Origin of the sequence: Rhodococcus sp. AQ5-07 (genome assembly GCF_009707305.1) — a bacterium.
In the GTDB taxonomy this organism is placed as follows: domain Bacteria; phylum Actinomycetota; class Actinomycetes; order Mycobacteriales; family Mycobacteriaceae; genus Rhodococcus_F; species Rhodococcus_F erythropolis.
On record NZ_CP046099.1, the window covers coordinates 2,512,495 to 2,538,698 of the forward strand.

General features: G+C 59.8%; 25 protein-coding genes. 15 read left to right on the forward strand and 10 right to left on the reverse strand.

Annotation, left to right across the window (positions count from 1 at the left end; genetic code table 11):
* Position 1: 1 nt before the first annotated feature.
* The 6 genes from GJB56_RS11545 (at position 2) to GJB56_RS11570 (ending at position 3,147) form a co-directional block, all read left to right on the forward strand.
* The gene (locus GJB56_RS11545) at positions 2-304 is read left to right on the forward strand and encodes a hypothetical protein (protein WP_154606674.1); all 303 of its coding nucleotides are present in this window, start codon (positions 2-4) and stop codon (positions 302-304) included.
* A gap of 1 nt (position 305) precedes the next feature.
* Complete coding sequence (locus GJB56_RS11550) at positions 306-1,181, forward strand: hypothetical protein (protein WP_113684240.1); 876 nt, start codon at positions 306-308, stop codon at positions 1,179-1,181.
* Positions 1,178-1,474 carry a hypothetical protein gene (locus tag GJB56_RS11555; protein WP_113684239.1) on the forward strand — a complete coding sequence of 99 codons (297 nt, stop codon included), beginning with the start codon at positions 1,178-1,180 and terminating at the stop codon, positions 1,472-1,474. The genes GJB56_RS11550 and GJB56_RS11555 overlap by 4 nt, the downstream gene beginning before the upstream one ends.
* Positions 1,474-1,794, forward strand: a complete 321-nt coding sequence (locus GJB56_RS11560; RefSeq protein ID WP_154606675.1) for an LtfC-like domain-containing protein — start codon at positions 1,474-1,476, stop codon at positions 1,792-1,794. Before GJB56_RS11555 ends, GJB56_RS11560 begins: the two co-directional genes overlap by 1 nt.
* 1 nt (position 1,795) lies before the next feature.
* Positions 1,796-2,146 (forward strand): phage tail fiber protein, encoded by a 351-nt coding sequence (locus tag GJB56_RS11565; RefSeq protein WP_113684237.1) that lies wholly within the window; start codon positions 1,796-1,798, stop codon positions 2,144-2,146.
* Positions 2,147-2,265: 119 nt separating this feature from the next.
* Positions 2,266-3,147, forward strand: coding sequence for a hypothetical protein (locus GJB56_RS11570; protein WP_113684236.1), 882 nt, complete (start codon positions 2,266-2,268; stop codon positions 3,145-3,147).
* A gap of 58 nt (positions 3,148-3,205) precedes the next feature.
* Here the strand turns inward: GJB56_RS11570 and GJB56_RS11575 are convergent, their stop codons facing one another.
* From GJB56_RS11575 to GJB56_RS11600, 6 genes are all read right to left on the reverse strand, one after another.
* The gene (locus GJB56_RS11575; RefSeq protein ID WP_113684235.1) at positions 3,206-3,460 is read right to left on the reverse strand and encodes a hypothetical protein; all 255 of its coding nucleotides are present in this window, start codon (positions 3,458-3,460) and stop codon (positions 3,206-3,208) included.
* A 2-nt stretch (positions 3,461-3,462) separates the two neighbouring features.
* Positions 3,463-4,278, reverse strand: coding sequence for a DUF4429 domain-containing protein (locus GJB56_RS11580; RefSeq protein WP_113684234.1), 816 nt, complete (start codon positions 4,276-4,278; stop codon positions 3,463-3,465).
* 486 nt (positions 4,279-4,764) lie between these two features.
* Positions 4,765-5,925 (reverse strand): hypothetical protein, encoded by a 1,161-nt coding sequence (locus GJB56_RS11585; RefSeq protein ID WP_113684233.1) that lies wholly within the window; start codon positions 5,923-5,925, stop codon positions 4,765-4,767.
* Positions 5,922-6,509, reverse strand: a complete 588-nt coding sequence (locus GJB56_RS11590; RefSeq protein ID WP_113684232.1) for a DUF4365 domain-containing protein — start codon at positions 6,507-6,509, stop codon at positions 5,922-5,924. Before GJB56_RS11590 ends, GJB56_RS11585 begins: the two co-directional genes overlap by 4 nt.
* 222 nt (positions 6,510-6,731) lie before the next feature.
* Positions 6,732-7,559 carry a DUF4352 domain-containing protein gene (locus GJB56_RS11595; RefSeq protein WP_113684231.1) on the reverse strand — a complete coding sequence of 276 codons (828 nt, stop codon included), beginning with the start codon at positions 7,557-7,559 and terminating at the stop codon, positions 6,732-6,734.
* A gap of 42 nt (positions 7,560-7,601) precedes the next feature.
* On the reverse strand, positions 7,602-7,790 hold the full coding sequence (locus GJB56_RS11600; protein ID WP_154606676.1) for a hypothetical protein: 189 nt from the start codon (positions 7,788-7,790) through the stop codon (positions 7,602-7,604).
* Positions 7,791-8,199: 409 nt separating this feature from the next.
* On the opposite strand from GJB56_RS11600, the gene GJB56_RS31370 reads away from it, so the two are divergent.
* The 4 genes from GJB56_RS31370 to GJB56_RS11610 all read left to right on the forward strand — a co-directional run bounded on the left by GJB56_RS31370 (position 8,200) and on the right by GJB56_RS11610 (position 15,850).
* Complete coding sequence (locus GJB56_RS31370; protein ID WP_003945304.1) at positions 8,200-8,358, forward strand: hypothetical protein; 159 nt, start codon at positions 8,200-8,202, stop codon at positions 8,356-8,358.
* 1,737 nt (positions 8,359-10,095) lie between these two features.
* On the forward strand, positions 10,096-14,697 hold the full coding sequence (locus GJB56_RS11605; RefSeq protein ID WP_113684228.1) for a DUF5979 domain-containing protein: 4,602 nt from the start codon (positions 10,096-10,098) through the stop codon (positions 14,695-14,697).
* A 127-nt stretch (positions 14,698-14,824) separates the two neighbouring features.
* Positions 14,825-14,968, forward strand: a complete 144-nt coding sequence (locus GJB56_RS31375; RefSeq protein WP_003945342.1) for a hypothetical protein — start codon at positions 14,825-14,827, stop codon at positions 14,966-14,968.
* A gap of 66 nt (positions 14,969-15,034) precedes the next feature.
* Entirely contained in the window at positions 15,035-15,850 is an 816-nt protein-coding gene (locus tag GJB56_RS11610; protein WP_113684227.1) for a class E sortase, read from the forward strand.
* 364 nt (positions 15,851-16,214) lie between these two features.
* On the opposite strand, the gene GJB56_RS11615 is transcribed toward GJB56_RS11610, so the two are convergent.
* Positions 16,215-16,484: a putative quinol monooxygenase gene (locus GJB56_RS11615; RefSeq protein WP_223257903.1), complete on the reverse strand. Its 270-nt coding sequence runs from the start codon at positions 16,482-16,484 to the stop codon at positions 16,215-16,217.
* 225 nt (positions 16,485-16,709) lie between these two features.
* Here GJB56_RS11615 and GJB56_RS11620 point away from each other — a divergent pair, with 225 nt between their 5' ends.
* Entirely contained in the window at positions 16,710-18,887 is a 2,178-nt protein-coding gene (locus GJB56_RS11620) for a glutamine synthetase III family protein (protein WP_019749120.1), read from the forward strand.
* 82 nt (positions 18,888-18,969) lie between these two features.
* Here the strand turns inward: GJB56_RS11620 and GJB56_RS11625 are convergent, their stop codons facing one another.
* On the reverse strand, positions 18,970-20,304 hold the full coding sequence (locus GJB56_RS11625) for a DUF4185 domain-containing protein (protein WP_092763311.1): 1,335 nt from the start codon (positions 20,302-20,304) through the stop codon (positions 18,970-18,972).
* A gap of 270 nt (positions 20,305-20,574) precedes the next feature.
* Between GJB56_RS11625 and gdhA the strand changes: the two genes are divergently transcribed.
* From gdhA to GJB56_RS31385, 4 genes are all read left to right on the forward strand, one after another.
* A complete protein-coding gene (gene gdhA / locus GJB56_RS11630) occupies positions 20,575-21,918 on the forward strand; it encodes an NADP-specific glutamate dehydrogenase (RefSeq protein WP_003945368.1) in 1,344 nt (447 codons plus the stop codon).
* A gap of 486 nt (positions 21,919-22,404) precedes the next feature.
* Positions 22,405-23,664: a PucR family transcriptional regulator gene (locus GJB56_RS11635; RefSeq protein ID WP_046378785.1), complete on the forward strand. Its 1,260-nt coding sequence runs from the start codon at positions 22,405-22,407 to the stop codon at positions 23,662-23,664.
* Between the two features lie 363 nt (positions 23,665-24,027).
* Complete coding sequence (locus tag GJB56_RS31380) at positions 24,028-24,174, forward strand: hypothetical protein (RefSeq protein ID WP_167333749.1); 147 nt, start codon at positions 24,028-24,030, stop codon at positions 24,172-24,174.
* 244 nt (positions 24,175-24,418) lie between these two features.
* Entirely contained in the window at positions 24,419-24,586 is a 168-nt protein-coding gene (locus GJB56_RS31385) for a hypothetical protein (RefSeq protein WP_003945367.1), read from the forward strand.
* A 176-nt stretch (positions 24,587-24,762) separates the two neighbouring features.
* Here the strand turns inward: GJB56_RS31385 and GJB56_RS11640 are convergent, their stop codons facing one another.
* Together GJB56_RS11640 and GJB56_RS11645 are read right to left on the reverse strand one after the other, a co-directional pair.
* Positions 24,763-25,008 (reverse strand): hypothetical protein, encoded by a 246-nt coding sequence (locus GJB56_RS11640; protein WP_019749125.1) that lies wholly within the window; start codon positions 25,006-25,008, stop codon positions 24,763-24,765.
* Positions 25,009-25,021: 13 nt separating this feature from the next.
* Positions 25,022-26,194: a fatty acid desaturase family protein gene (locus tag GJB56_RS11645; RefSeq protein WP_020908255.1), complete on the reverse strand. Its 1,173-nt coding sequence runs from the start codon at positions 26,192-26,194 to the stop codon at positions 25,022-25,024.
* Between the last annotated feature and the right edge of the window lie 10 nt (positions 26,195-26,204).

Here is a 26,204-nt window from a genome sequence, read left to right on the forward strand (position 1 = left end):
CTTGCTCACAAACACACTTCCGGACATCAGCGCAGCCTTCTCCGCCATCGCCGCATCGATCGCGGTCGTCATGGCAGCACGTTCGAAATCCCAGAAGCGCCGTATCGACGCACTCGAAGAGCGCGTGAACACCGTCGAAGAAACCAACGAGAGCCTCGTCAAGAAGAACACCTGGTACCAGCGGGCACTCATCTCCGCGATGGATTACATCTACCAGCTGCGTATGACCCTCTCCCTCAACGGTATCGAGACCCCTGAACCGCCAGCGGACCTCAACATGCATATGACCCACGAGGAGGACTGACATGAGCGGCACAATCCCCAACCAGTTAGTCCCCTCCGGTTCACTTTCAGGTCTGAGCGGCATCGCTGCCTACGCACGCAAGACCGGAGACGATTGGAAAGCCGAATACACCAACGGCGTTGCCACCAAGTTCAATCCCGCTGGTCTCGAGTGGCTCAAGAACCGTCAGAAGGTCTACGATCAAGGACAGTTGATCACCGGTTACGGCCAGCAGATCACCAACCTCGAAGGGGTGACACGAACAGGCGTCACCACACCAGCATGGGCATCTGCCGGTGGCCGCGATCTGATCACCTTCCCAGACACGATGATGCAGATCGTCACGACATCCACAGATACCGGGGCGTGGGACTCCAATATTCCGGCTTTCAACCAGGCTAAGACCAGCTCGCACGCGACCGGCGACTTCGCTTTTCTACGTGGAGGATTGGACCGACCGACCCCGCTGGAAGTCCTTCGCATCATCACCGGCTCTGACAGCGGTTTCTTCGGCATCGATGCGTGGTACCTAGGAATCTACGGATACGACAAGCCGAACAACCGGATGGTCAAGGTCTGGGACTCCGGCGACATCAAGGCGATCCTCTCGTCTCAACGTCGGCGGTACCACATCGCAACGGGCATGTCCTTGATGGCTGAACCCGATCAACTCTTCGCCGTCGGCACCCTACAGATTGCGCCTGGACTACTCCAGAGAACCCGCGGCCTCGGATGTATCTACCTCACGAACATCTCCGAAGAAGCTGGCACGACCCCACAGGCCCGACACGCCTGGATCAACGGACTCTACAGCCTGCCTACGAACATTCCCATGACCTCTTTCAACTGGGACAAGTCGAAACTGATGTGGGCAGCTTTGGGGGAATCCGCGACATGATGATCGACGGAAAACTCTGCATCACAGCAGAAGAAGTAGCCGAGTTCGCAGCCCCCGCCCTTGAGTTGTTCGGCCCGATTGCACCGCACCTGTGGCTACTCGAAGTCGCAACTGGCGAAACCACGGTCGTTCGCTCTGCTGATTACGAGAATCTCCCCGACGGCTGGGTGCTACTCATGACCGGACCTGAAACCGACTGGGTCGCGCAATGGAACGGCGACTGGCAGCGCGCCTGCGACGAACAGTTGAACCCCTTACTCGCCAGCGCTTTCACCGAAAACGAGGTTTCCTGATGCCAATGGGATGGATCCCCCAATTCGACACCATCGAACTCAACGAAGGCGATTGGCTCTTCGAACGCACCCGCGACGAAGGCCCCTTCCCTGCTGGCACCATTGCCGAAATCAAGTGGGCCAACGGCACCACTTGGGCAGGTGAGATCACCGCAGACCGAATTGCCTGGCGAATCGAATCGGCCATCGTCGCAACGATTCACGACCGAACCACCTTCACCGCCTGGGTCCGCTACCCGAACGGAAACACAGGCACCACAGACGACTACCCGTGGATCGTCGGCTATGCGCAGCGATCCCCCACAGAATCAGGATTCTGAGATGGCACTAATTTGCCCTGTCACCACCGCGAACTCCCTCGCAACCTACATCGGCTCTCTCGGCACATCGTTCTCACTCCACACCGGCAGCCCCGGCGCAACTGGTATATCGAACGAAGCGTCAGGAAGCGGATATGCCCGTCAGACCGGCACATTCGGCACCGCCACTCTCGGTATCGTCTCCACTGCCCAGATGGTCTTCCCCGTGGCCGCGAACACCTACACCCACATGTGCCGCTGGTCCGGGTCGTCGCTGATCGAGGTCATCGACAACCCTGACATCACCATCAGCCCATCCGGTGAGGCGAAGGTGACTCACAAGATCACCGTTCCGTACACCCTTCCGGCATAACCGTGAGGTTCCCGGCCCCGGACACGGGGCACGCCTCGTTCCCGGCGTCGGATGTCGGCACAACTCAATTTCCAGGTCCCGATAGGGCAACAGTGTCATTTCCACCGCCACCTGTACCGGTGATCTACATCGACACCAAGACGGACGTAAGCATCCTGTCGACCGGCGTTGTGATCGGCGTGCCGTGGAATGTGTTCGGCACCGTTGTGGAAATCGGTTCGATGGCGACGGTCCTAGCATCGATGGCGGTTGCGACGAACACGGTTGCCGACATCGCGTCGACTGCTATTCAGATCTTCGATGTTGTCACGTCAAACACCGTCGCGAGCATCTCGTCGTCGGCAGACGTGAAGCCCTCTGCCACAGTCATATCCGAGACCACGGTTCATATCGGCTCGGCTGCAACCATCGGCAGTCCTGTTGCGGTGGCTCTCATGCAGACGATCGTCGACATCAAGTCCGAGGTCGTATCCATACCGACCACCAGCTTTGTCGGCACCACGACAGTGGACATCACGTCCACATCGACGACAATCCCGGTGGGTGTCATCAAATCGAGCACATCAGTGGACATCACATCAGAAGGTGCGATCACTTCATTCGCCCCATCCGGAATGCTCAAATCCGGCTCGTTTGCGACCGCACCATCGTCCATCCCAGTTGTGGTCACGGGATGGTCCACAGACCCCGCATACCTCGGCAGCACCATCGTGAGCAATGGACTCGCTGCATCAGGCACCAAAACAGCCACAGTTTCAGCCAGCGCCGTGTTCGGGATTCGATATTTCAATATCGACTACAAAGCGGAACTCCGCAAAAATGGTGAGCTGATCCCGGGGACCACAGTCACGGTGAAGGGCGCGTCTTCCGGTGCCGCTCCAACACTTGTAATGCCTTCGACTGACGTGGATGTCGTTTCCGGAGATCAGATCACCCTACGGTCGAGTGCTACAGGATTCGCGAACTCTGTGGTCGAAGGTACCTACCTTCAAATCACTTGATAGTCAAGGCCCCACCTGAAATGGTGGGGCCTTGACGTGTTTCAAGAGCGGCGACTGGTCACCAATCGACAGCCCGGTAGAGAGTCCGCTTCGCAACAAACGCTGCCACCAAAAGAATCGCTCCGGGGATGGCCACCCACACACCTAACATCGAAACAGGCTCGCTGACACAGTAGTCGGCGGCGAATCCACCGGGGTAGCAAGTCTCTTCGACACTGTTCGCTGCGACCACGAGAATCACAATGCCGAGAACCAGGAGGATTGCGCCCGCTGCATACAGCGCGTTGATCGTGGCACGTTGATTGGTCGTCATGGTCAGACTCTCCCGCTCGAATTGACTGCATTCGCGAAACTGCGAGCCGCGCCTTCAGCTTTTGCCTTGGCTTCCAACAGAATTGACCGTCCGTCCGCGAACTCGACCGTGAGATAAATGTTGTTCGTCTTCTTCTTCGCCATCGCACCGATCAGTGTCCCGACTCCGAGCGTAATGACTGAGCCGACAACGACGCGAGTCGCAGTCGTTCGACGCTGAGTGCCGCCGATCTCGACGAATGCACGGGCACCACTCACTGGATACCTAATGCCTTGGTACGTCAATGATGCTTGGCGCAGCTGCACTCCGCCGAACTCTGCGAGAATGCCAGACACCTCACGGTGCGATTTCGATACGTCCGAAGTCGACGAATTCCTCGCTCCCGGCGGCATGGACCGGATGGTGGCCCGCTCCACTCGCGCCTGATCAGTATTCGTTGAGACCGCTTTCGGCGCTGGCGCACGCGGCACGACATACCCATTGCCAAAGTTCGTGATCGGGGTAGCTGTCTGCACCGCGGCATTGATCGCGGTAACGATCTGACCGATCTTGTCCTCGCCAGTGACGTAGTTCCAGTCCGCTGAACCATCTTTGTCGTGTCCGATCCGGCCACGCAGTAGCAGTCGCATCTCACCAGGCTTCGAGCTCGTGACCTCGCGCCAGGAGATACCCTCGATTGCGCCAACTGGCACAGTCCACGGCGATGCTGCGCGCTTCTTCTTCGACAGCCTCCTAGAGCGATGCTCGAAGGTGACAGTGCCCGCAACATCATCGAAGGTGACGGCAGATTCGGTGCCAGCGTAAGTCAGAACGGACATGCCTGTATCAAACCAGACCGTTCGGACGAAAAGACGCAAGTCTGGAAATTACGATCCTCGCTCAGCGTTCTGCATTTTCTCAAGTTCGATACTGCTGCCGCTCCAAAAAAATTCGACTCAGTCATGCGATTGGCTCGGCATTGAATGACACTGCGAGTGGAAAGGCCGGCAAAAGGGACGAAAGTCTACCCGACAGATGACAGTGACCCCCAACCTCGGGGGGAGGATTGGGGGCCAAACGCCGGAGTACGGGAACGACCCGTCCGGCGAGTAACAGCCGTAGGGACTGGCAGGCGCGGTGAATCTGCGCGCACAGATTCACCGCAGCAAGAGCTAGATGCCCACCCTCACATTCACCCAAAACCGTTGCACGACAAAGCCACCAACCTTTCGAGGCGAATTCAAGGGGCTTTTTGCGATTGATCGACGCATCAATAGTCCGCGTGTGTCAGGAACCCCTCGATCGGCTGCCTACACCGCTGACCGTCATTCCTTAGACGTTCCTTCAAGGCGCCCCTCTCTCAGAGGTCCACATGACTCCGGAGAACGAATCGTCAACACCGAATTCGAACGCTCAACACGACCGTTCACAAGTATCGTCTCACTCGCGTCCATCCATGCCAGCACTTCCGACAACGGGGTGCCCTTAATCCAAACTCGAAGTTCGCAATGTCGCCCACCACGCATCGTTTGGATGGTTGCATGAACAACGTCCCAATCAGGTTCCTTGCGGACTTCAATGATCGGACCGGTCAACGTCTCGAAAACGGGTTCCCGCACCCTTTTCATTAGTTTGGCGGTCGCCTTTAACGCCGAGGCCGCCTCCGCAGGTGCGCTAAGCGACTTCGGAAGATGAGAAGCAGCCTGTTGAGTCTCTGCCCACTCAAATCGGGCCTCGAATTCGGCAACAGCAGGCTCGGAGAGCAATCTACTCATTGCTTGGACGAATTCACGAGATGCTCCCGCACCAACCAATCCAGGTATATCACCCGCGCGCGGCAATCGATCGGGCGTCACGACCTGCTCCACCACAGCGCGCATAGACTCTGCGAAAGTCCTGGTAACCCGACGTTCTACCGTCTCAACGTACTTGGTTCGCCAATTGATACCTGATAGTTCCTCCTGCGACTGCTCACCGGCAGCACCTACCCGTACGTAAACGGGCACAACGTAGGACCCATGTTGCGTGTGCCCCATCCGCACATCGTCAATCACTTCGTCACCGGGCTTGGAGTAATTTCCGCCGATCTCGGTACGGGGTCCACGCGCTGTCGTCGCACACGACCGATACATAATCCGAGCAGACTCCAACATGACCACTCCAGCGGTGAGAGGAATGGAATCAGCAATCACATAATCGTTGGCCGCTCTGAGATAAGTAATGTCCACACCCCAGAGCAGAATTGACTGTTGCACCTGTTCGACGCCTCGACGTTCGACATGCGCAAGTCGTTCAATCACGCTCTTGAAATCAGCTGTGTCCCGGGCCAGCGCGTCAGGGACTCCGAGACGCGTTCCGGCATAGTCAGCTTCCTGAGCCTGCCAAAGTGTGCCTACAGGGCCGCGAGCTTCGCTCGTCCATCCTCGCGCCGTCAGGTACGACGCAACATTCTCGGCGATACGTGGGTCGATACTTACGGCAGTCATACCGTTCCCCCAAATCCACCGAGTAGGATGCCATGCCATTCGTCGAGAGTTTCACGAGTGACGCGCTGCGTACGTGGAACTAGAACAGACTTTCGAGTCGATGTCTTGTCGAACTGTACCCAATATGCGTGTGCATTGTGAACCGTCTGGCGTGGAGCATCAACGCGCCAATACCTCATGTCATTGGGCACCACGACCAACACGATGAAGACCGGAAGCATGGACTTGGACCATTTGCTGATCCACTCGTCGTCTAGGTCGATACGCTCCTCGTCGCCATCCATGTCCTTGACACTGCTGCACTTCAGTTGAACCTGAGCATGACTCTCAGGAAAGCAAACCGTCATATCGATCGCGTGCACATCCGAGTCCTGCTGGGTAGGCATCACTGTCAACCCTGCTTGCGCACACAAACCGTCCATAAAAGACAAGCTGTAGCGGGATTTGGCACCATTCTCATCGAGTCCCCACTTGGGTAACGCCCACGGCTTGATACTCACCGCTGACCAGGATTCCAGAAGCGATGCATGCGCCCCATGCGCAAAGCAATCCAATCCACGTTCGACACGATCCTTGTCCGCCACGTCCGAAGAACTTCTCACACTTCCGGACTATTCTTATTCTCATTCTTGAAGTCACGGAATCATCGCATGCCGCAAACCGCTCGCATCATCGGAACCGACTTTCGGTCGGAAGACCACAAGCCCTGCCCATCCTCACGGTTAGAGCGGGGCTTTCGTCGTTTCAGTGTTGGAGGTCGCCAGGTGAGCACAGCACGACTAGCACCCTCCTCATCCGGCGTAGGACTAACCTGCGTTGGCGATGTTGATAAGCGCCTGACTTCCGCCAGGCTGACCTTCTGTATCCGAGAACGCGAACTGGCTAGGCGCAGCTGCCACGGGGATTTCGTAGACGTACATCATGTGACTGTCGAATCCCGGCTGCAGGTTGTCGTTACATTCTGGGTTGCCCTGCACCTTGTACAAGCTGCCGATGGAATCGTATTGACGGTTGTCAGCAGTGATCAATTTGTTCCGGATCGGATATCCACAGGTAAGATCCATCGAGACTTTCCCGTTGTTGAGGACCGTCGTATCAACGATCACGAACTTGCCTCCAGACCGCGGGGCCTGCTCAGCGTATTCGCCACGACTTATGGAATTCTCCGGCTGCGCCGTGATCGACTGTGATTCCACCACGCTATTGATGGTGATAACCGCCCCGCCACTGGTAACCGGCTGCCCGCTCGTCGGCAACGCCGGAGCGGCAGCCCTTGCGGCGGTGGACGTGGAGGTCGCTCCGCCTGACGTCGACTTCGTAGTGGAGATGTACGTAACTCCACCGGTCGCAAATGAATTACCGTCCGGCTTTGCCACACAACTCACGTCATAACTGACCGCGGAGCCGGAATCAAGCGAGCCTGTCAACTTGGCCTTCACCGCGAACGCTCCGTCGTCCCCCTTACCGGTGACAACGTCCACGATCTCCACATCGCCAATAGGCCCAGCCTTGTCTTTGATCGCCGAAATACATGTCGACTCGGCCTTCGAATCATCACTTGCATCGTCCGCACTGCTGCACCCCGAGATCAGAACTGCGCTAACCCCAAGCAATGCCAGAATTGTCTTCTTCATGAGCAATAGGTACCAGACCTTACGGTCGGAACATGCTCTGGGTCACGCCGAGCGGCGACGACGCTGCCAATCCGTCACTACGACGAATAGATACCCTCCGAGCATCCCTGCCACCAGGAAGCTGAAATCGTGCGCCAGCGGCGGATAGAGGGCCTCCGCGAGCAGCATCACCCATGCCGCGAATATGAGGCCCAGCACCCTCGGATCGAAGGTAGTTTTCGAGGTTGGCATAGCGGCTAACTCCTGTACAGCGGTGGTGACATCAACGATGTTCACGATACGGCTGCGACACCTTGCGCACCAATAAAACTCGACACCACGAGCAACCCATTCTACCCATCGTTTATTCGACGAATATCACAGAGTTTTGACATCAACGCCCGTCAACTCGAATCAACGCAGATCATCAAAAACCATTACACACCTGGTCTTTTATTGAAACTTGACGCCCTCACGTCAACCCCCATCAACGGCCTGCAACGAATCTCTTGGTCGCAGGTTCGAATCCTGCCGGGGGCACCACAAGATTTGATTCACGGATAGTCACACTGCGTGGACGAGCGGCCACTGGGCAGAGCAGTCCGATACGGACCGAAACCTAGCCCACAAATTACGTGCCGTCCGCAGTAATCTGCCTCGCATGAAGAAGGCACTTCCGAAGACCCTGAAGTCACTCGCCCGGACCGTTGGAATCCTGGCACTCGCGATCGTCGTTGTATCCGTCGTCGAGCGGTTCACCGGCGCACACCAACCGACTACCGGTCCCGCCTCGTTGACCGGACCCGACCAATCGTTGTAGCCCTTCCCCTGCGACAAGGTCGTCTCACGAAGTTCTACGACAACGAGCCGGTAGCCAAGAATCCACCACTGCCAACTGAGTCGCATGCAACACGCTAAGCAGAGCCGCCGCACAGTGTCACAGAATCTCTGAGCTCTGGAGCCCAGGGTGTAACAGCCGCCGGGGCAGTCGAACCTTGCGGGCAGCCGTGGGTGTAGCACCATTGACACAAGCTGCGTCAGAATGGTTGCGCGAGAACTCGATTCGAAGGTCCGATTTCGCGAAGTGTCCAGAGAGCTGCGAAAAGTACTTGCTGTGGGACCTCGCGGCTACTCGGTGCGGTTGCTCGGATGTGGCGACTTCGCACCGATCGAACCGGCCACATCCGCCGTCAGCGACTACGCAACGACCGTCACCATTTGACTCCGGGCATCGAAAGCGCTTGAAAAGTAAGCCATTTCATCGTGCCGAGGTGCGCGAGAACGACCTGAACTTGCGAGGTCTCGAGATCTTCGAAGAAACCTCCGACGTGGCATTTTCCGAGATCCATACACATCCCAGGTAGTGCATCATCCGTGCGCACACGAGCGTCGCCAAAAGTCGCTGCGGCGCGTGATCAGCTGGACTGACGTAACCGTACCGAAGGCTTTCTACGAAAAGCTGGGCGATTCTTTGTCTCGAAATGCCATGTCGGCCGCCGAAGCATTATCGACGGTTAACTCAGGCCGGAATCCAATCTGCTAAGAAAAACGAATCTAATGTGACCCCCATCTCTGGATCCTTTCAGAACAGGGGTTTCTATGACCCTCGACTGAATTCACCCCCTAATTCACCCTCCTCCTATACGCAGAAAAATGATTTGCATTTATGTCGAGCGTGTGCGCACAGAAAATTCGCTCCACACCTTGTCATTCCGACAGCAAATAAGGGGCAGTGAACTGCATAAAGGCTCATTCCGTACAGCAGCGTCGACTCGGCTCGGCCGCTCACCGATTGTCGGCAAGGTCCAAGACAGGCATGCAACTGATCGTCGAGATCGAATTGTGATGAACCAGCCAGTTAACTTGACAGAAATCAACGGAGGATACATATAGCCAGGTAATCGGAGTTTTTCTTGCATGGACGGACGTCCATGGCGTGTCCAGCTATGCGATTTGCCCGTGTTAGATTCCTGATTGCGCATCGCCCGGTTTGCGCCTTCTGCGTTGTTTGCGCGGAATTTGCATCTTCTCGCGAACGGCCCCGCGCAAATTTCTTCACGTTGTGCCAGAGAAAGGAATTTCATGAAAACCGTCACGGCAGCAAAGCACGCAGCACGAAGACTCCCCCTCGGAGCCATCGCACTGTTGCTATTGCTATCCGGGATGGTGCTCATGCCCGAACTGCAATGAATCGCGCAGGAAAAAACCTCAGCCGCGGCCTTTAGAGCCCCGTAAGTCGTCGCGTTAGGGAATGCCGGCGGTCGAATTCAGTTGGAATTTCCCGGCCCCACCCGCAGTGGGTCGTCAGTCTGCCTTTGCGCCAGCCGAGGCCCGATTACCAACTGTTCGGCTCCGCAGTAGGTCACCTGTAAATCACCAACGCTCGCCTCCAGGCCCTATGAGGACAGAGCTGCTCCAAGGTCCCGTTTCGCTATTCGCCGGCCCCGGAAACGGGGCCTAAATCATGTGTTCTGAACGAAAGGTGTTCGTCATGCGTAACCGTGCCTTCCCGCGTCGTGCCGGGGAGGGGGTGGTGTCTCGGTGGGCGGCGTTGGGGATGATTGTTGCGGTCCTGGCGCTGGTCATATCGTCGTTCTCATTCGTCCAAGTTGCCTCGGCAGATGACATCGGGACCTCGACCACCACAGTTCCGACCACAACAGTTCCGACCACCACGAAGCCGCCCGCGACTACGACGGAGGCGCCACTGAAAACGACGGCGCCGCCTACTTCCACGTCGGAGTCACCCACTTCTGCGAAACCGCCGATCACATCCACGGCGCCCCCGTCTACGACTTCTGTGGCGGCGCAGCGACTGGCCGCACGCGGAGTCAATCCCGGCATCGATGTGAAAATCACCGACGTCCAGGTCGAGGGAAAGAACGACCAGCAGATTACGGTCGGGGACTCCGTCACCGTGAAGGGCACTTGGGACGCGTCAAGCGCGAGTCCGCAGCCGGGCGACCAGTTCACCATTGAATTCCCTGGCGAGCTGAAGCTTCAGTCCAACCCGACGATCGCGCTGGAGGGCGACGATGGGACGGTTTGGGGCACATGCGATCTGGCTGCTTCCACCAATCTCATGACCTGCGTGCTCTCCGACGCTGTGGCGGATCGGCCGGACGAGGTGAAAGGCGATTTCTTCGTCTACACGAAGGCAGTCGAGTACACCACGTCAGAGACTGTGGATTTCACGATCAACAACAAGGTCACGCCGGTCGACCTGCCCGGCACGGGCGGCATCACCGACGGCCGCGTAATCGGCGAGTCGACGAAATCCGGCAAACTCCAGGACAACAAGCAGTCAGTGCGGTGGACCATCGACATCCCCGGCGCCGATCTGGCCAAGTTGGACGCAGGCAACACCGGTTCGGTGACCCTGAGCGACGAGCTCTCCGACAACATGAAGGTGTGTGCGGGCAGCCTGCTCAACGCGAAGCTGTGGTCCGGTCGCCCGGGCGATCTCAAAGAGACCCCCGGCGGCGTCACCGTCACTCAACCCGACGCGGGTGATCAGGTCACCATCAACATCAACAACGGCGCGCCCTTCGAGGGCAACAAGCTCTACCGCATCGAGTACACCTCATGCACGACCAGCGGCGTGGTGGATCTCAAGGGGACTCAGTACACCAACTCCGTGACGATCGGTGACAACACGGTGGCTTCGGATGGCGTGGGACAGGACTATGCGCCGCAGACCGAGCCCTGGAAGGGTGGCTACCTCGACGGCGGTAAGCGCAATATGGAAGCCGTCTGGACGATTGTGGTTCCGGGCACCGACATTGCCGCCAACAACCACAAGATCGACATCACCGACACCTTCGGCGGCCCCCATGCGGTCTGTGCCTCGGGCGTGCAGGTAGTCATCGAGAAGTCTGACTACCTCCCAGGGCGGGAGAACGAACCCAACTACCGCACTCCTGCCGCAGGATTCACCATTGCTCCCATCGGCGCAGTAGCCGGCGCGAGTACCTTCACCGCGGCGATCACTGTGGATAACCCGGACACGTTCAACGAAGAGCAGTATTACTACGTCACGTACCGGACCTGCCTGACCACCACCGAGGTGCCAGACTCCGAGGACCATCTCACCAACTCGGCGGTCGTCAACAAGACGTCGATCACGGGAAAGACTGAGGGGCCTGGGTTCACGAGCGGCAAGAACGGCGCGATCAACACCACGTCGCAGACTGTCGGCGGCGTGGAGCAGCCGGCAGGCACCACCCTCAATTGGACCGTGGAAATCTCCGGACACGATCTGGAGGGCCTTACGGAACCGGCGGTCATCACCGACAGGTTCTCACCGAACATGACGGTGTGTGAAATCGGCGGCGATCTCAAGAACAACCTCAATCTCAAGGTCGTCGCGCACGACTTCTTCGACGGCAACAAGAAACGCGATATCACCGATGCCACCTCGGTGGCGCGCGCCGACGGCGGTTTCGATCTCACTCTCCCGCGTGACGCGGACGGTTACAGCCGTCAGACGAAGTACCTCGTCAGCTACACCCTGTGCACCAGCAGCGGCGGACTCGACCAGCGCGACACGGAATACGCCAACACCCTCACCTATGCCGGCAAGCAGACGCTGTCGCAGAGCGTCAAGCAGGAATGGGGCGGCGGCGGTACCGGCCAAGGTGTGTCACGGGGCTCGTTCTCGCTTCTGAAGGAGATCGCTCCCTTCTCCGAGAAATTCCCGCAAGACACCGAGTTCACCGTGAAAGTCGAGGAGTTCGCCCCCGGGCAAAACCCAGCGACCGACGCCCCGGTGAGCTCCTACGAGATCAAGGTGAAGGCTGACGGGACACCGGTCAGTGGGATCAACCCCCGCGGAACCGGCTGGCAGATCCGACTGTCCGAGATCAACCTCCCCACCGTTGACGGTGTGTATTTCGAGAGAGGGACGTTCCGCCAGTCAGAGGGTGTGACGCTCAACGGGGACCGCACCGAGGCGCTGGTGACCATCACGCCGAAGAGCAATGTCGGTGTCACACTGCTCAACAAAGCGAGTCTGGGATCGGCGCGGATCACCAAGTCCGTCATCGGTGACGGAGCGCGCACGGGACTCGAGGCCTTCGTCGTCAACGCAGAGATCGCCTTTGGTGACGACGCCGCCGGCAACGAGTTGCGTCACTTCACTCTGAAGGACGTTCAGCACTACGACCTGGGCAAATTGCCCATCGGAGCGAAAGTCACCTTCACCGAGGTCCAACCGATGAACACCGACCTCGTGACCTGGTCGGAGCCGGTGATCAACCCGAAAATGCTCACCATCGGCACCGATGCGTCGGCGAACACGGTCTCCGTCACCAACGAGGCCAAGATCACGCAAGGCACCTTCGAAGTGAGCAAGAAACTCACGGGCCCGAAGGCGTTCGACAAGGCCGTACCGGCGAGCTTCGACGTGATTGCCACCTGGCTCGATACGGACGACAAACCGCAGAGCAAGACACTGTCTCTTCCGTCCGACGGCACCGCGGTTCCGTTCGGCGAGAACCTGCCCGGCGGCACCGAAGTCACACTGACAGAGCTGGTTCCGGCAAACGGTGACGGTCTCGCATATGGCGTGCCCGCATACTCCGGGAATGTCAGGATCAATCCGGACAACGCAGCCGTGGTGACCATCGGCAAGGATCTGCGCAAGATCGAGGTGTCGAACTTCGTCGACGTCAACGACGGCACTCTGCGCATCGCAAAGCAGGTCGGCGGTGAGGCCGCCGAGGCCATCGGCGACGACGTGGAGTTCACGGTCGAGGCGCGTTGGCGCGACGGTGTGGAGTACCGCACCCAGGTGCTGAGCGTCAAGCAGGGACAGACCACACCACTCGGCGTCGACCTCCCCGTCGGCACCGAGGTGACCTTCACCGAGACCGGCCGTCCCGATGTCGACGGAGTCGAGTGGGGCACCATCTCCTGGGGAACCAGCCCGGAAGGCGAATCGTGGCTGCATTCGAACCGCGACGGCACCGCGACGGGCATAGTCTCCGACGACCCGACCGACGGTCGACTGATCACGCTGTCGAACGAGGCGCTATGGAAATTCGGATCGGTCGAATTCACGAAGTTCATCCTCGACGCTGACGGCAACCCCGTCCGCGCCCCCGAGGCCGACCTGCCTGACAGCACGAAGTTCGAAGTCCGTATCGACGGAATCGATCCGGCGCTCCCCGCCGGAACCGATTTCCCGGCAGTGGGCCAGACCATCACCCTCGATGCCGGAAACGACTGGAGCTGGACGTCCGACGAGGTTGTGCCGCGGAACACCGTGATCACCTTCTCCGAGGTCGACCCCAAGCCCCTGGACGGTATCGACTGGGCGCGGCCGTATTACTACGTGTCCGCGGATGCCGGTGACGCCGAATACCGCGACACCGTCAAGGCGGTAGCCGGTGAGAAGGCTGTGGTGGAGATCCACAACCGCCCGATCCCGACCACCGAGGTGGATATCGACAAGATCGTGACCGGCCCCAAGGGCGGCCAGGTGGCCAAGGACGGATCCACGATCTTCCAGGTCACGGCTACGTGGACGGACATCGACAATGAGGCGCGGTCTTGTGTTCTCGATGTCAGACCGGGCGCTTCGGTCACTCCGACCGCCCAGTGCGACGCAGCCGTCATCGACGGCCGGGTCCAGTTCCCGCTGAACACCGACATCACTTTCACAGAAACCGGTGCTCACACTGACGTCACCAACGTCAAGTGGGGTGAAGTGATCTGGGGCGTCAAGGAAGGCAAGGCGGACGTCTCGAAGATCGACGGCGAACCGACCGCAACTTCCGTCAAGCTCACCGGCGAAGCAAACAAGTCGGTGGTCCTGGGACTCGAGAACAAAACCAGCAGCAATGGGCTGATCATCATCCCGATCCCGCTGCCGCCGTGGGAAATCCCGACGTGGCCGGGCTCTGAGGTGCCCGGAGGACCAGGCACCGACGTGTCGACTCCCGGCAACAACACTCCCGGCAATAACGGTGGTGGACACAACGGTGCTCCGGGCACGCCTGCTCCAGGAAATCCTGCTCAGGCCAAACCGGACCAGTCATCGTCCCTGCCGGTAACCGGCGCGAACGTCATCTGGCTCGCCGGTCTGGCGCTGGCGCTGATCGGCGGTGGCGCATGGCTCACCCTGCGTAACCGCAAGCGTGCACCCGGCCAGGAGTAACTCCCAACCAGGAATACCGAAACAGGGCGGGTGGCGACCTACGCCTGGTCGCCCCCGCCCTGTTTCACCGTCACGACGTATCTATCTCGCGGCCGCCCCCGTGGCCACCCCTCGAAGGAGAAACACCATGTCATTCCTCCCGTTCCCGATCGTCATCGAAGGCATCGAGACCACTGGTTCTGCCGCGATCGACGGCCTCGGTCGCTTGTCCGTACTCCTTTACGATCTCCTCGGCGGTACCGGAAGCGCCACGATCAACGCGGGCAGCTAGTTCGATACGTCACCAATTCGACACATCAGCTAGCTCGGTAGATCTGTGAAGAGGAGACCCCGGTCCGTGAGCGATACCAAAGTTCCAGGGCGTCGGCGGCCGGGCGCAGGCCAGGTAATCGGCGAACTGCTCCTCACGGCCGGGGTCGTCATCTTGCTGTTCGTCATCTATGAGGCGTTCTGGACCAATATCGTCTCAGGGCGGCTGCAGGACGAGCTCAACAACAGTCTGGAGGAATCCTGGGCCGAAGTCCCCGAAGCCCCAGGAGCGATCGACGGTCAGCCGGTGTCCCCGCTGATCCCTGTGCTCGGCGAGGGATTCGCGCGCGTGCATTTCCCCACACTCGGCGCCGCGTACGCAATCGTCGAGGGCACACGCAACGAGGACCTGCGGGCCGGCCCCGGCCACTACCCGGACTCGCAGATGCCCGGCGAAGCCGGAAACTTCGCGCTCGCCGGGCACCGCAATGGTTCCGGCGCAGTCTTCCAACACCTGGATCGACTCGATGCATGCGATGCCGTCGTCGTGGAGACCGAGTCCCAGTGGATGACGTACCGGTTACTCCCACTCGACCAGGCCTCGCCCGAACGTCGCGCTGCGGCGAAAGCCTGCTTGAATCCCGAGCAAGCCGATCGGGTTTCCGAAGGCGACTACGCCCATCTCCTCGGGCGGCACATCACCGTGCCCGGGGATGTTGCGGTCGTCAACCCGCTGCCCGGAAGCCCTTGGGCCGAGCCCGACGCCACGCTGGAAAGTATGTTGACACTGACCACGTGCCATCCGCTCTACTCGAACAGCGAACGCTTGATCGTCCACGCGGTTCTCGTCGAAACAATCTCGAAGACTTCGGGCACCATTCCCGCGGCATTCCAGGAGCAATGAATGTACGGCTACCTCTGGGGCGCGCTCCCCGGCCCCCGACCAGTGAAGGCCCTGCTGGCGATCGTTCTCTTGGTCGCGGTGGTGCTGCTACTCATGGAAGTCGTATTTCCTTGGGTGTCAGAGCATATGCCCTACTCCGACGTGACCGTATAGAGCGCCCGTGCAGGTCGGCCGACACCGGCACAAGGCCCGGCTGGAGCCCGAAGGCGCTGTCCTACATCGGACTCGACGGACCTACGATGATTCTGGCGTGTCGATGCAAACCAGTTTCCGCGTGTGTCGGAACGGCTCGCCTAGTTGACGCTCGAGGCTCTCCGGAATGTTCGTTCGACGCCTGAGCGAGCACTGAGACCGGACTCCGCCGCTACAGAACCTTCGTGAAGATCTGCGCCGGCGCTGCCGTCTCGAGCTTGTCCAGCGCCTCAACCAACCTGACGAAGTGCTCGGTATGTGTGTGGGCGTCGAGGTGCTCCTGCGATTCCCATTCCTCCGCCAACACGAGCTCGCAGGGATTGTCGGTGCGCTGCAGTAACTCGTAATTGATGCAGCCGACCTCTTTTCGGGTCTCGGTGACAAGTTCGTCATACAACCGAAGCACTTCCGCGAGATCGCCCTGCTCCACCGTTGTTGGCACCAACACCCTGATCACAAAGACTCTCCGATTCGACTGTCGTGCAATAGCCCGTCGGCTCGAAGTCTGCCGTAGACCTCCGACAGATCGACATTTCCGTTGTGACTCGAAGTTTGCGGACAGGCGCAATATCTACGAAACACCCCCGATACCGGAGGTTCGTAGGGTTTGCCGAAGTCGGGCTCGCAATCAGCAGCGCAGCCCTGGGCCCGGGCGAGGGGTAAGCACATGAGTGGAAATGCAGTTCGCTTGCAAGCGATCAAGGACGTCGAGGCCTACACACCTCCGGTGGTCAGTTTCACCACCGACGAGACACCCGGCGAGGTGTTCGGTGCCAACGTCTTCAACAAGGTGGTCATGCAGAAGCGACTGCCCAAGCTCGTCTACAAGTCGGTGATGGCGACGATCGAGCAAGGCAAACCGCTTGATCCCATGGTCGCCGATGCGGTCGCGTCGGCGATGAAGGACTGGGCGTTGGAGAAAGGCGCAACCCACTACGCCCACGTCTTCTATCCACTGACCGGGTTGACGGCCGAGAAGCACGACAGCTTCCTCGAGCCGGTCGGCGACGGCAGTGCACTGGCGGAGTTCGCCGGCAAGACCTTGATCCAAGGTGAACCCGACGCTTCGAGTTTCCCGAACGGCGGGCTGCGCAACACATTCGAGGCTCGCGGATACACCGGCTGGGATGTCACGAGCCCGGCCTACGTTCTCGAAAACCCCAACGGCAACACACTGTGTATCCCGACCGTGTTCGTTTCGATGACCGGCGAAGCGCTCGACCACAAGACTCCCCTGCTGCGTTCACAACAGGCAATGGGTTTCCACGCCGAACGAATCCTGAAGTTGTTCGGCCACGACGACCCCGAGCACATCGTGTCGTTCTGCGGTCCCGAGCAGGAGTACTTCCTGATCGATCGACACTTCTTCCTCGCCCGCCCCGACCTCCTCAACGCCGGCCGAACACTCTTCGGCGCAAAGCCGCCCAAGGGCCAGGAGTTCGACGACCACTACTTCGGGGCGATCCCGGAACGTGTGCTCGGATTCATGATGGACACCGAGCGGGAACTGTTCAAACTCGGTATCCCCGCCAAGACACGGCACAACGAGGTTGCCCCCGGCCAGTTCGAAATCGCCCCGATGTTCGAGCGAGGCAACATCGCCGCCGACCACCAGCAGTTGCTGATGACCACCTTCAAGACCATCGCCAAGAAGCACGGCATGGAATGTCTGTTCCACGAGAAGCCGTTCGACGGTGTCAACGGCTCCGGCAAGCACGTCAACTTCTCGCTGGGCAACTCCGAACTCGGCAGTTTGCTTGTCCCCGGCGACAATCCGCATGACAACGCCCAGTTCCTCGTATTCTGCGCCGCAGTCATCCGGGCCGTCCACAAATACGCCGGCCTCCTGCGCGCGTCGGTCGCATCGGCAACCAACGATCACCGTCTCGGTGCCAACGAGGCGCCCCCGGCAATCATCTCGATCTTCCTCGGCGATCAACTGGCCGACGTCTTCGAGCAGATCGCCAAGGGCGCGGCAACATCGTCGAAGGACAAGGGCACCATGATGATCGGAGCCGACACCCTTCCCGTCCTGCCGACCGATCCGGGCGACCGCAACCGCACGAGCCCATTTGCCTTCACCGGCAACCGTTTCGAGTTCCGCGCACCAGGATCGCTGCAAACAGTCAACGGCCCGATGGTCACCATCAACACGATCATGGCCGAGGCCTTGGACTACATGGCCACCGAACTGGAGGCCGCGGTTGCCGACGGCGCGGATTTCGACACCGCCGTCCAGAATCTGCTCACCGAGATCATCACCAACCACGGTGCGGTTGTCTTCAACGGCGACGGTTACTCGGAGAACTGGCAGATCGAGGCCGAGTCTCGCGGCCTGCCGAACCTTCGCACGACGCTGGACGCCCTTCCTGAACTGATCACCGAGTCCTCGATGGAACTCTTCGAGAAGTACAAGGTCTTCAACCACCGAGAGATGCACAGTCGCTACGAGGTCGGACTCGAACAGTACGCACTGAGCATCGGCGTCGAGGCACGCCTGGCCGCCGAAATCGGTACGACGCTGATCCTTCCGGCTGCAGTGCGCCACCAGACGGAAGTTGCGCAGAACTTCGTCGCACTGAAGTCCGCCGGCCTCGAACCGGATTCAGCTCCGCTCGAAGAAGTGTCGGCGCCCGTTGCGGCTCTGCGCACAGCGCTCGCGGCCCTGCGCGCAGCAATCGACACCGACGCCGGCGAGTCGCCATTCGATCAGGCCAAGCACGCACAGGACGCACTCCTGCCCGCCATGGCAGAGGTACGTGCAGCGGCCGACTTCCTCGAAACCATCGTCGCCGACGATCACTGGCCACTCCCGACGTATCAGGAAATGCTCTTCATTCTCTGAGCATCACCGAAATCAACGCTCACAAAACTGTGGCCTGCAACTCGATCGAGTTGCAGGCCACAGTTGTCGAATCTTGCTCGGGCTAGCGGTCTTCCGGCATCGTGACTTCGAGGACGCGAGCCTCACCGGTGGTCGCGGGGTCAGGACGATCGCGCGAATCCGATGACGCCATCTGGAGTCCGTTCAAATCGGTCCGCATGTAGATGACGTTGTAACGGTCCCACGTGGTGGCGACGAATTCGAGGAACTGTCCGCTCGCCCACGGGTGCATGAATCCGCCGTACAACGCGGGCAACGTGATTCCACTCAACAGGGTCTGCGTACCACTCCACGGGCCTTGCGGTTGGTCGGCCTGACGGATCACCAGGTTGCCCTCGGCACTGGTGTACATGGCAACGTACTTGTTCAGGTAGTCGTTCCACTGCACTGCGAGTTCACTGACCGGTGCCTTGATGACCTGAACGGCATCGGTATCTCGCGGACTCCAACCGGAGCCGTCCCAGTATTCGTAGGCGCCGAGGTTTCTGATGTCGGCGCCGGCAACTCGCGCCAGGATCGCCTTACCGAAACGGCCTGAGGGAGTTCCGTATTCGTACAGGTAACCATCGCGTCCGTCGACGAAGGCACTCTGCTGGAAGTTGGAATTGATCGGTGATACCGCCGGAATCCCCGGGATACCGAGTCCTTCTGTGTTCGCGCGAACCGTCGCCGGATCGAGCTCCCAGTTCTCACCGTTGTCCGTGGAGAAAGCCAGAGCCGAATAGTTGGTGGTCCAGGCCCCTGGTTCGTCCCACGACCGAACGGACATGAATCTGATGTACTGCACGCCACCGTAAGAGATTCCAGCGGTCGGGATGGTGGTGAACTCGCCCGGAATGCCGAATCCCGGAATGATCTCCTTGGAATGATTGGGGCCGTCCAAAGGAGAACTGTCGATCTTCATGCCGTCGGCGATGGCGGTGTCGTTGCTGCGAAACAACACGTTGCTACGCCAGTCGTCACCCGGGGTGTCGCAGTCGCCAACCGTATCGCCGAATGCCATCAGAACGTCGTGATCCGGCCCCGAAAGACCGTTGTCCCACATGATTCCGAGGTCGGTTCCCGACACGTTGAACCGCTCGATCGTGTTGTTGGGACTGCCTGGGCCAGTGACCATTTCGATCGCTTTGGTGCGGCCGGTCAGCACCGGCAGAGCACCGTTGGGCGCGCCGGTGATCCACGGCAACGCGTTGGCGAGGGAGCCGGTACCGGCGGAACCACTGCCAAGTGATCCGGTCAGCGAACCGAGCGAACCCGTCATCGATCCGGCGGAACCACTTCCTCCCGACCCACACGGTCCGCCGATCGCCGACGCAGACGGTGCTGCGGCAATCGTCGCGGCAATCGTGACGACGCCTATCGACAACATCGCCGACATGGAGTGTTTTTTACGCACGTGCAGCCCCTCTGATCATTTCGACTCCCGTTCGGACCACAGGCACAGTGATCCCCGACCGCAGAAGCAAACCATTTGGACTGTGTTAAGAGAGTGAAAGCTGAGCAAATTGTTATAAATCGCCCGTTCAACTGACACAAGTGACAGCTGTGTCCGATTTCACCTTCACGGGACAGTTGTCCGATACAGCAATAAGGGCGCCTAGTATGTAACGGAAATGTAAAAGAGTTCTCACAACGAGGTAGGTGAGCGGTGTCCGTACGTGACCGCGTAGCGCAGATTTACGATCAGGTTTTGGTTCGCAATGCAGGAGAGCCCGAGTTCCATCAGGCCGCCGCTGAGGTCTTCGAGTCTCTTCACGTAGTGCTCGAACGCCACCCCCGCTACGCCGACGCCGGACTCATCGAGCGGCTTTGCGAGCCGGAACGCCAGATCATCTTCCGCGTGCCGTGGACCGACGACCAGGGCAACGTTCACGTCAACCGTGGCTTCCGCGTGCAGTACAACAGTGCACTCGGCCCCTACAAGGGCGGCCTGCGCTTCCACCCCAGCGTCAACCTGGGCATCGTGAAGTTCCTCGGCTTCGAGCAGATCTTCAAGAACTCACTCACCGGCCTGCCCATCGGCGGCGGCAAGGGTGGCTCGGACTTCGATCCCAAGGGCCGCTCCGACGCAGAGGTCATGCGCTTCTGTCAGTCCTTCATGACCGAACTGCAGCGTCACATCGGTGAATACACCGACGTTCCGGCCGGCGACATCGGCGTCGGCGGTCGCGAGATCGGCTACCTGTTCGGTCAGTACAAGCGGCTGACCAACACGTACGAGTCGGGCGTCCTCACCGGCAAGGGCATCACCTGGGGCGGATCGCAGGTTCGCACCGAGGCCACCGGCTACGGCGTCGCGTACTTCGTCGCCGAAATGCTCAAGGCAAAGGGTGAAGGCCTCGAAGGCAAGAACGTCGTGATCTCCGGATCCGGCAATGTCGCCATCTACGCAATCCAGAAGATCCACCAGCTCGGCGGCGTCGCGATCGCCTGCTCGGATTCCTCGGGATACATCGTGGACAAGAAGGGCATCGATCTCGACCTCCTCAAGGAGATCAAGGAAGTTCGCCGCGGCCGCATCAGCGAGTACGCCGACGCAGTTCCGCATGCCGAGTTCATCGCCGATGGTTCCATCTGGGACGTGCCGTGCGACGTCGCACTCCCCTGCGCGACTCAGAACGAGCTCGACGAAGATGCCGCAAAGACCTTGATCGCCAACGGCGTTCAGGCCGTTGCCGAAGGCGCGAACATGCCCACCACCCCCGGCGGCATCCAGCTCTTCCGTGACGCGAACGTAGCCTTCGCGCCCGGCAAGGCGGCCAACGCCGGTGGCGTCGCAACCTCCGCCCTCGAAATGCAGCAGAATGCTTCGCGTGATTCCTGGAGCTTCGAGTACACCGACGAGCGTCTCGCCGGAATCATGCGCGGCATTCACAAGCGCACCATCAACACCGCTGCCGAGTACGGAAAGCCGGGCGACTACGTGCACGGCGCGAACATTGCCGGCTTCGTGAAGGTGGCCGACGCCATGATTTCGCTGGGCGTCATCTAGAGATTTCCGCAATACAGACAGCAGTACAAAAAGGGGTGATTTCACCCTGAACCGGTTCCCGTACATCGGACCGGTCGAATCAATACCTAGGCCTCGAGGGCCCTGGGTCCTCGAGGACCCAGGGCCCTCGAGCTTGATCTGAGCAAATCGCCCGCGACGAGCACCGTCGGCGCCGGCAATGATCCCAGACGGAACTCGTGGTGTCCTCCGAATCCGTTTTCCGCTCTGACGTCGAAAAACACCGTAAGTGGACGATTGTTTAGGTCCGCAGCGCGTGGGGCATATGGACTTATCTTCACATTTGTCCATTTCACAGTTGGACGATCGTTCATGTGGTAGAAATCACAACGCCTGGCGCAATTCGATCCGCAAATTTCAGCGGCGAGTATGCCCCCGAACAAGGCCTCAGCGTGTACCCCGCTTCGTAACGCGCCGAGCCTCCGGGTGCCTGTGCCAGGCGACGCACCTGTCTAGAGGAGGCCACCCATGTCCCCAGCGCTGCTGAACAACCCGGGACCGCTCATGTTGGGAGGCAAGCCCGCCTCCACAGCGGTCTACGACGTCATCCCACTGGCAAGCGATCTCGTAGATCACCTGTCCCGTGCCAACCCGACGTTGACTTCCCTCCAAACGGAGGCAGTTCGTCGGGAACTGATTGCGGTGATCGTGCAGGGGCTCCAAGTGGGGATCCAGCTGCTGGATCACCGCAAACTTCCCACCGACCAAGAGTTGGACGGCATTCACACGATGACCGTCCAACAAGCATTGAAAGGCGTGCCACTCAGCGCGATCCTCAACTTGACCAACGAGGGCATCAGCACTTTTCGCACCCTCATCCTCAGCCGGGCCGACGCCGAGGACTCCGCCAATCTCGGGGATCTCAACGAGTTCTTGTTCGCACTCGCGCAGCGGCTTCACTCGTTCATCTCGATCAGCTATCTCTCGGCTCTCCCAGCTGGCTCCCAACTCGGGGAATACTCCGCCGGCGCTCTCGTGAAAGCCATGCTGGACGGCGACGATCCCACCCAGCTTGCGTTGCAGATGGGCGTTGAACTCGCACCCCGCTATCTCGTCCTGCGGCTCCTGGTGAACCTGCCGCCCATCCGCCCGGGAGCACGCAACGGCAACCACCAGCGCATACAGGCCTACCGTGACCTCTCCGTCGCTCAATCGAAAATCGCGGCCCACTTCGGGTCGGCGCTGCTCGAAGCTCCTGCACCGCAACGTGGTCTGGTCCTGATCGAGGGCACACCCGACTGGGGAACAGTGTGCGAGGTCATCCAACGTGCACGCGCAACGGTCGGGGTGGAGATCACAGCAATCGCCGAGAACGCCGCGGTACGAGATATCGCCGCCGCCCAAGCAACCACTCACGAATTGGCGCAACTCGTGCGGCGCCTGAGACTGCCGGCGCGGTCGTACCGAATGGAAGACCTCGCGCTCGAGTATCAACTCACTCGGGGTGGCGCAGGCCGCGACAGCTTGATCAATCTTCTAAGGCCACTCGACGGCAATCCGGAACTGCTGCAGACATTGTCCATACACCTCGCCAACGGCCAGCATCGTCAGCGCACCGCGTCGGCGCTCGGCCTGCACACCAACACCGTCGACAATCGAATCAAGCGCATCGCAACCCTGACCGGATTGGATCCGGCCCTGCCCTCTGAACTGCTCAAACTGCGCGCTGCCATGATCTCTCTGACTTTCGCAAGCACTGATGTGGACAATCGTCCAGCGAAAATGTGAACACTCACATCCTCGCTATTAGCTGTCCACGTGTGGCGCCTGGACCCCACTTTTCCGTTCCGAACCGGGCTATAAAAGTGTGGTGCGAATCACCGCGCAAACCAGTAACAATTAAGGGGAAACACATGATCAACGGCCAGGATAACGCTCTCCTCGGTGCCTTCTTCGACACCATCCTGCAGCTCTTCAACGCGGGCAGCACCGGCACGGGCTCGACGGATGGCGGCGGCGTCTCCTAGGACGAATCTCGGGCCCTGTGCGAGAGAATCTCTCGCGCAGGGCCCGCTCCAAGCCGCCTGACACTGTGATGGCGGTGACCACGGTGACCACCACGTCGCCACCGCTGAAACCAGGAGCAAGCACATGATCGCCGCACCAACCACAGGCGCTTTGGCCGTCGTCATGAACACCGTCCTACAGATGTTCAACGCCGGCAGCAGTTTCCTCTACACCAACAACTCTCCGATTGGCGGCGGCGGCGGCGAAACTCCCACGACGCCTGCTCCCTGATCGACTTACCCGCTCGCATCACAAAGTCGCGGCACAGACAGGAACCACTGTGATAAACCAGCACACCCTGGGCAGCCTGGTCATCGACTTCGGCTCACTCTCCCGAGCACTCGGCTTCGGCAACGGCTCTATCGTGTCGCTCGGCAGCACCGGAAGTGGCTGAAACAGCCCGCCTGACCACGTCGACGATCCCGTCGCCGCTCACCTTGCTCACCACATCTCGAAACAGAAAGCAGGTCCCCCTGTGCCTACAATTCCGCTCACCGGCGACCCCATCGTCATCAACATCATCGTCCAGCTACTGAGCGCGGGTAGCAGCAATGCGCTCGCATTGGGCGGGGTCGGTAGCAGCGGTCTCGGCAGCACCGGGCTCGGCAGCTTCGACTCGGCGAGCCTCGGAAGCGCTGCTTAGGACCTCACTTGTGATCGGTGTTCGATCCGCGTCTTCGGCCGCCGAAACAGTCCGCGAAACCCACGTTGCCCTCCGTCATCTGTGACGGAGGGCAACGTGGTCGTTCAGGCGAAACGGCTCGCGGTTTGGGCGATCCGGCCGTCGGCCTTACTGTCTCGGCGATCGAAGAGTTGGAATCAACGCCAATCTTCCGGTGGATCGGTCTCGTCGTGCTCGATGGTCACGGACTCCGAACGATCGTCAGCCGCAGCCTTTTTCGCTGCTTCACGCATCTCGATTCCGTCGGACACCCAGTCACCGATCTCGCGCGTCACGTCTCGAACAGCCCCGGCGATGATCATCGCGATGGAGCCCACGTGGTTGGCTGCACTTTCGGTCAGTTCCTGGACCGTGTCCTTGCGGCGTTCGAATTTCCCGACCATCAGTGTGTGCCTCTCAGGCTGCAGTTCGCTGGCGCTCGACGATAACACCGGGAGGGGTCTTCGACTTGACCAAACCGGGCGGAAGAGCGAGCTTGAAGATCTTGCCCCATACCGAACCGATCTGCTTGAAGAACCCACCGGTGTTGTACGGCAAACCGTACTTCCCACACAATTCTTTCACCTGGGGAGCGAGTTCCGGATAACGATGCGCAGGCAGGTCCGGGAACAGGTGGTGCTCGATCTGGTGCGAGAGGTTGCCGGACATGATGTGGAAGAGCGGGCTTCCCTCGATGTTGGCGCTGCCGAGCATCTGACGCACGTACCACTGACCACGAGTCTCGTCGGCCGTCTCGTCCTCGGTGAAGCTCTGTACGCCGGTGGGGAAATGGCCACAGAAGATGATCGAGTACGTCCACACGTTTCGGACCAGGTTGGCGGTGACGTTCCCCGCGAGAGTGGTCACGAACAGCGGCCCCGTCAGAACCGGGAAGATGACGTAGTCCTTGAGGACCTGCTTGCCCGCCTTGTTCCACCAGCCCTTCAGAAGCGGCTTGACGTCGTGCCACTTGCGTTTGCCCTGGATGACGTTCTCGATCTCGAGATCGTGCATCATCACACCCCACTCGAAGAGCATCATCAAGGCAAAGGCCCAGACCGGATTACCGAGGTAATAGGGGTTCCACTTCTGCGCGTCGTCGATACGCAGGATGCCGTATCCGATGTCACGGTCTTTGCCGAGAATATTGGTGTACGTGTGATGCATGTAGTTGTGCGAGTGTCGCCACTGGTCGGCCGGGCACACCGTATCCCATTCGAAGACTTCGGAATTGAGCCCGGGTTCCCGCATCCAGTCATATTGACCGTGCATGACGTTGTGGCCGATCTCCATGTTGTCGAGAATCTTCGACACACTCAGCGCACCGACTGCCGCGAGCCACACCGGCGGTAGGAATCCGAGGTACATCAAGCCGCGACCTGCGACCTCGAACCCGCGCTGAGCCTTGATGATCTTGTAGATGTACTCCCGGTCTTCGGCCCCAAGCGAAGCGACGGTGCGATCACGCAAGGCGTCCAACTCGCGGCCGATCTCCTCGACCTGCTCGTACGTCAGGACGACGGGAGCGTCGTCCTTCGCATCGGAACCGTTGCCGAGGAACGGGAGGGTGGGAAGTGAAAGTCCAAACATGTCGGTCTCC

Coding starts and splice junctions, on each gene's coding strand:
- GJB56_RS11595 (WP_113684231.1), bottom strand. CDS start 7,559: ATGAAGAAGACAATTCTGGCATTGCTTGGGGTTAGCGCAGTTCTGATC.
- GJB56_RS11620 (WP_019749120.1), top strand. CDS start 16,710: ATGAGTGGAAATGCAGTTCGCTTGCAAGCGATCAAGGACGTCGAGGCC.
- GJB56_RS11645 (WP_020908255.1), bottom strand. CDS start 26,194: ATGTTTGGACTTTCACTTCCCACCCTCCCGTTCCTCGGCAACGGTTCC.
- GJB56_RS11575 (WP_113684235.1), bottom strand. CDS start 3,460: ATGACGACCAATCAACGTGCCACGATCAACGCGCTGTATGCAGCGGGC.
- GJB56_RS11565 (WP_113684237.1), top strand. CDS start 1,796: ATGGCACTAATTTGCCCTGTCACCACCGCGAACTCCCTCGCAACCTAC.
- GJB56_RS11585 (WP_113684233.1), bottom strand. CDS start 5,925: ATGACTGCCGTAAGTATCGACCCACGTATCGCCGAGAATGTTGCGTCG.
- GJB56_RS11580 (WP_113684234.1), bottom strand. CDS start 4,278: ATGTCCGTTCTGACTTACGCTGGCACCGAATCTGCCGTCACCTTCGAT.
- GJB56_RS11550 (WP_113684240.1), top strand. CDS start 306: ATGAGCGGCACAATCCCCAACCAGTTAGTCCCCTCCGGTTCACTTTCA.
- GJB56_RS11600 (WP_154606676.1), bottom strand. CDS start 7,790: ATGCCAACCTCGAAAACTACCTTCGATCCGAGGGTGCTGGGCCTCATA.
- GJB56_RS11635 (WP_046378785.1), top strand. CDS start 22,405: ATGTCCCCAGCGCTGCTGAACAACCCGGGACCGCTCATGTTGGGAGGC.
- GJB56_RS11640 (WP_019749125.1), bottom strand. CDS start 25,008: ATGGTCGGGAAATTCGAACGCCGCAAGGACACGGTCCAGGAACTGACC.
- GJB56_RS11560 (WP_154606675.1), top strand. CDS start 1,474: ATGCCAATGGGATGGATCCCCCAATTCGACACCATCGAACTCAACGAA.
- GJB56_RS31370 (WP_003945304.1), top strand. CDS start 8,200: ATGAAGAAGGCACTTCCGAAGACCCTGAAGTCACTCGCCCGGACCGTT.
- GJB56_RS11625 (WP_092763311.1), bottom strand. CDS start 20,304: ATGTCGGCGATGTTGTCGATAGGCGTCGTCACGATTGCCGCGACGATT.
- GJB56_RS31380 (WP_167333749.1), top strand. CDS start 24,028: ATGATCGCCGCACCAACCACAGGCGCTTTGGCCGTCGTCATGAACACC.
- GJB56_RS31375 (WP_003945342.1), top strand. CDS start 14,825: ATGTCATTCCTCCCGTTCCCGATCGTCATCGAAGGCATCGAGACCACT.
- GJB56_RS11605 (WP_113684228.1), top strand. CDS start 10,096: ATGATTGTTGCGGTCCTGGCGCTGGTCATATCGTCGTTCTCATTCGTC.
- GJB56_RS11555 (WP_113684239.1), top strand. CDS start 1,178: ATGATGATCGACGGAAAACTCTGCATCACAGCAGAAGAAGTAGCCGAG.